At 71.6% G+C, this 4658-nt stretch carries 4 protein-coding genes and 1 pseudogene; 1 reads left to right on the top strand and 4 read right to left on the bottom strand.

Annotated elements, in window-relative coordinates; all coding sequences use genetic code 11:
* The 3 genes and pseudogenes from ACFWY6_RS44345 to ACFWY6_RS44355 all read right to left on the bottom strand — a co-directional run.
* Nucleotides 1-572, bottom strand: a pseudogene (locus tag ACFWY6_RS44345) (hypothetical protein); the annotation flags it as partial.
* A 4-nt stretch (nucleotides 573-576) separates the two neighbouring features.
* Entirely contained in the window at nucleotides 577-1101 is a 525-nt protein-coding gene (locus tag ACFWY6_RS44350; protein WP_384703274.1) for a phage tail protein, read from the bottom strand.
* A gap of 14 nt (nucleotides 1102-1115) precedes the next feature.
* The gene (locus ACFWY6_RS44355; RefSeq protein WP_384703277.1) at nucleotides 1116-2858 is read right to left on the bottom strand and encodes a phage tail sheath family protein; all 1743 of its coding nucleotides are present in this window, start codon (nucleotides 2856-2858) and stop codon (nucleotides 1116-1118) included.
* 382 nt (nucleotides 2859-3240) lie between these two features.
* Between ACFWY6_RS44355 and ACFWY6_RS44360 the strand changes: the two genes are divergently transcribed.
* Nucleotides 3241-3858 (top strand): phosphatase PAP2 family protein, encoded by a 618-nt coding sequence (locus tag ACFWY6_RS44360; protein WP_384703280.1) that lies wholly within the window; start codon nucleotides 3241-3243, stop codon nucleotides 3856-3858.
* Between the two features lie 7 nt (nucleotides 3859-3865).
* On the opposite strand, the gene ACFWY6_RS44365 is transcribed toward ACFWY6_RS44360, so the two are convergent.
* Nucleotides 3866-4658 (bottom strand): aminotransferase class III-fold pyridoxal phosphate-dependent enzyme (locus tag ACFWY6_RS44365; protein ID WP_384703283.1); only part of this gene is annotated, 793 nt, incomplete at its 5' end.

A 4658-nucleotide genomic window follows, 5' to 3' on the forward strand; every position in this document is an offset into this window, starting at 1 on the left:
GGGGCGGCCCGCGGCGCCGCCACCGCTGCGAGCACGCGGTCGCGCGGCCCCTCGGGGGCCGGTGGTCCGCCCCCCCCCCCGCCCCGGCCCAGCTGGCCCCGCCGCGCCCGGGGCGGGTCGGGGTCCACGGCCAGCAGGTCTCCCCCGGTCAGGGCGCGGTAGGTCACCTCGTGCCCGTCGACGCGGACTCGCCCGGTGGCGGGTGCCCCGCCGAGCGGTGCGGTGCGGTCGCCGGGCGGGCGCAGCTCGGCGGTGGTGAGGGTGACGTCGAGTTGCTCGGCGCAGTGCGGGCAGTCGACGGCGCACGGCAGCGCCGTACCGAAGCAGCGTTCGCGCAGGTCGAGCAGGAGCGCGTTGAGGGCGGCAAGGGTGCGTCCGGCCACAGGCTGCATGCCCGCCTGCGGGCCCGGCTGCCCGGTCCCGTCCGGTCCAGGACCGGGGTCGCCCGTCCCGGTCGGTCCGAGCGCCGCCGCCGCGGCAGCGGCGAGCAGCAGGGCGCGGGCCGGCGGTTCCTGTCCGCTGCCCGTCTCCCAGATGTCCAGGAGCCGGGCCTCGGTCAGCTCGGCCGTCACCGGGTCAGCCCGAGGCCGTGTCGCTGAACTGCGGCAGCTGCGGCGGCTCGGTCCGCTCGCGCACCCAGCCGTGGTGTTCGAGCTTGATGTGCTCGAACGCGACCGCGTTGGCGTTGGCGTCGAGGTCCGGCAGCGCCTGGTACTCCGAGACCCAGCAGTCGTGGATTGAGTACGAGAGCACCTTCTGACCGCCCTCGTCGAACACGTCGACGATGAGGTCCCGCCGGAAGTCCTTGAGCGAAGTCTCCAGCGATCCGGAGGCGTTGCGGAAACTCCAGACCCGGTTGGCCCACTCCTCGAAGACGGTGTCGGTGGTGCAGCCCCGCTCCAGAGTGACGGGTTCGTACTCGGTGCGGCCCGGGAGCTTGTGGCTGGTGCCGGGGCTGCCGCCGTCGCGGTGTTTGATCACCTCGGTGGTCCGCTTGAGGCCACTGACCTTGCTGACCCCGGCGATGTACTCGGTGGACCCGCTGAACTTGACCCGGAACCGGAAGTTCTTGAAGGGGTCCCTGCGCGTGATGTCGGGCATCGGACGTCCTCCTGCTAGGTCTGGATCTGGCCGGCGAGCTGCTCGATGTGGATGATGACGAACTCCGCGGGCTTCAGTGGCGCGAAGCCGACCTGGATGTTGACGATGCCCCGGTCGATGTCGTTCTGGGGGTTGTTCTCCCGGTCGCACTTGACGAGGTAGGCCTCCTCGGGGGTGCGCCCCTGGAACGCGCCCTCGCGGAAGAGGGAGTTCATGAACGCCCCGACGTTCAGCCGGATCGACGACCACAGGGGTTCATCGTTCGGCTCGAACACCACCCACTGCGTGCCGCGGAACAGACTCTCCTCGAGGAAGAGCGCGAGGCGGCGGACGGGAAGGTACTTCCACTCGTCGGCGAGCCGGTCCGCGCCACGCAGGGTGCGCGCGCCCCAGGCGACCGGTCCCACGAGGGGGAGCTGGCGCAGGCAGTTGACGCCGAGGGGGTTCAACAGTCCGTTCTCGCGGTCGGTGAGCACCGTGGTGAGCCCTGTGACCCCGGTGAGTGAGGCGTCCGTGCCGGCGGCCGCCTTCCACACGCCGCGCTGGGCGTCGGTACGGGCCAGCACGCCGGCCATGACGCCGCAGGGCGGGAACTCCTTGGTCACGCCGTCCAGGGGGTCGGGGGCCAGGACTTCGGGGAAGTAGAGGGCGGCGTTCTTGGCGGATTCGCCGCGGAGCACGGGGTCGTCGAGAACCGACTTCGCGACCTCGGCGGCATTCTTTTCCTTCCACTCCTCCGGCGGATCGACGAGGAGGACCGCGCGCCGCTCGACGCACAGTTGCAGGGCCTCGGGCAGGAGCGCGGTCAGGACCTCTTTCGGAGCCCCCGGCAGGCACAGCAGGTTGAAGATGTCCGTCTTGAGGAGCGCGTGGATGCCGGTTTGCGCGGCGGCGCTGCCCCGGTAGTCGTCCAGCCCAAGGCCCTCCGTCACGGGCTGACCCCGCAGTTTCGCCTCTTCGAACAGGGTGCGCTGTTGCGGCCTGCCTCCCCTCCGGTTCCGGTCGCCGTTACCCCCACCCCCGTCGCCGGCGTCTCCCTCCCCGTCCGGCTCCTCGTCGCCGTCGCCGTTCGCGCCGCCGTGGGCGCCCGCGCCGTCGTCGGGTTTCACGGTGATGACTCGATCCCCGGCGAGGGAGTCATCGGAGGCTGCCTTCGGCTCGCCGTGCGCTGCCGGACGTCCCTCCCCTTCACCGTCGGGGGCGACGGCCACCAGTCGGGACCCGCTCAGAACCTTCTTCAGGCTGCGGGGGCTGTCCGGGTCGGAGCTGATGTTGGTGTAGCTCTCCTGCGCACCCGTGCCGATGTCCCGGACGGTCAGGTTGTACAACTCGGTGTTCTTCGTAGGGATGTTGTCGTGGTCGACCCGGACCCGGAGGTTGAGCGCCCAGCTCCCCGGACTCGCGGCCTCCAGGGTGGGGCGCTTGTCGTCGGCCCCCCTGGCGGTCCCGCCCTTGCCGACCCGGACCTGGGCCGCTTCGGCATCGGCGACCAGCCGGACGATCTCGGCATCGGTGCCGCCGTTCAGGAAGAACTGATAGACCGCATGGCCCATCTTTCTGTCGTCCTTGCTGCCGTCGAGCCCGCCGAACTGCGCCTCGTAGTCGGCCCAGCCGGTGATATGCACAGCCTTGCCGGACGGGCCGCGCGGGGTCGGCCCGACGAACGCGGCGACCGACGTCGGAACGCCGGTGATGGTGCGCACCCGGCTCTTCACTTCATGGATGTAGACGCCGGGGAACGAGACGTTCACAGGCATGGGCGGCCCTCTCAGCAGCTGTCGACGCGGGTTCCGGGACGGGAACGACGGGCGCTCAGCACCGTAGGCACACGGAGCGGCCCGCGTGCGGCCGCCGCCCCGCCGACCGCCGTTTGCCTGCCCCGTCTGGCGTACGACGCGACGGAGGCGCCGATGACAGTGTGTGCACATCAAGTGGCAGTGCGCGACCGGTGCACCATCACGAGGCCCCGCTCGCCTTCTTCCAGAGCCTCAAGTCAGTCAGTGGCCTGAAGAGATCTCTGCCCCTCCAGGCCACCCGTAGGGTGGCCGAACGAGGTGGGTCGGACACGACAGGGGGCTCGCGTTGGATCGCCTGGCCGGAGCGGACCTGGAAGTCGGCCGACCTCCGTCTTCGCCACGCGTGTGGCTCTGGCCGATCGCGGCCCTCGCCGCGCTGGTGGTCGTCGTCCTCGGGGTCTTGTACGCCGGCCACAGCGAGCCCGGCAGGGTCGACAGGTGGATCGTCGAGCCGACGGCGGACAGTGTGCGGTCGCCGTGGCGGCGCGTCGCTCTGGCCATTGACTTCTTGGGAGAGCCCGCCGGAGCGGCGACGCTGGTCCTCGTCGCCGTGGCGGGCTGCCTGCTGCTTCGGCGGCCTCGCGCGGCGGTGTTCATCGTTGCCGGTGCCGGGCTGACCGTGGCGACGGCGACGCTGCTCAAGCACCTGGTGGGACGCACCATCCACGGCGAAGGCAACCTCTCCTACCCGAGCGGGCACACCGCCTTCTTCACCGCGCTCGCCCTCGTGGTGGCGCTGCTCGCGGTCGGTCAGCTCGGCCTCGGCAGGGCGGCCGGCACGTTGCTCGTGCTCGCCGCGGCGCTGGTGGCCGGTGCCGCCATGGGCTGGGCGCAGGTCGCCCTGAGCGCGCACTACGCGACCGACGTCCTCGGCGGCTGGTGCACCGCGCTTGCGGTGGTCCCTGCGACCGCGTCGGTGGTCGACCGGATCGCCGACCGTCAGCGATGGCAGCGCCACTGACGTCGCGTCATGCCAGGCGGCGGAATACCGGCTTCACCGGGCGCCCCGCCAGCCAGGGCGTGGGGTCGGCCGCGTCCACTGCCTTCCGGTACACCGCACACGCCTGGGCCACCACGTCGACGGTGTGGTCGATGTCGGCGTCGTCGAGCGCGCTGCTCACCACGAACGAGGGGGCCAGGACTCCGCCCGCGAGGAGTTGGCGCAGGAACAGGGTGCGGTACTGCTGCGACGGCTGCCCGTTCTCGTCGAGGGTGGCGAAGACCAGGTTGCTGGCCCGGCCCCGGACGACGATGTGGTCGCCGACGCCGTGGCCGGCCGCGGCCTCGTGGACACCGGCCGCCAACCGCTCGCCGAGGGCGTGCAGTTGCGCGGTGATGCCCTCCTCGGCGTAGGTGGTCTGCACGGCCATCGCGGCTGCCAGGGAGTGCGTTTCCGCGCCGTGTGTGGTGGAGAGGAGGAACACCCGGTCGGCTGAGTGGCGCAGCCCGCCCCGCTCCATCAGGGCGCGGCGTCCGGCAAGGGCGGACACGGCGAACCCGTTGCCCAGCGCCTTGCCGAACGTGGAGAGGTCGGGGACGACTCCGTACAGACCCTGCGCGCCCGCCTCGGACCAGCGGAAGCCGGTGATCATCTCGTCGAAGACGAGTACGCAGCCGTGCCGGTCCGCCAGTTCGCGGAGGCCGGCCAGATATCCGGGCGGCGGTTCCGTATGCCCGGCGGGTTCGAGGATCAGGCAGGCGACCTCGTCCTGGTAGCGGGTCAGGAGCTCCTCCGTGGCGGGCAAGTCCCCGTACGGGAAG

The organism is Streptomyces sp. NPDC059037 (assembly GCF_042740015.1).
In the GTDB taxonomy this organism is placed as follows: Bacteria; Actinomycetota; Actinomycetes; order Streptomycetales; family Streptomycetaceae; genus Streptomyces.

Excerpts from the sequence above, each read along its gene's own strand:
- ACFWY6_RS44350 (WP_384703274.1), bottom strand. The coding sequence starts at position 1,101 with ATGCCCGACATCACGCGCAGGGACCCCTTCAAGAACTTCCGGTTCCGG.
- ACFWY6_RS44355 (WP_384703277.1), bottom strand. The coding sequence starts at position 2,858 with ATGCCTGTGAACGTCTCGTTCCCCGGCGTCTACATCCATGAAGTGAAG.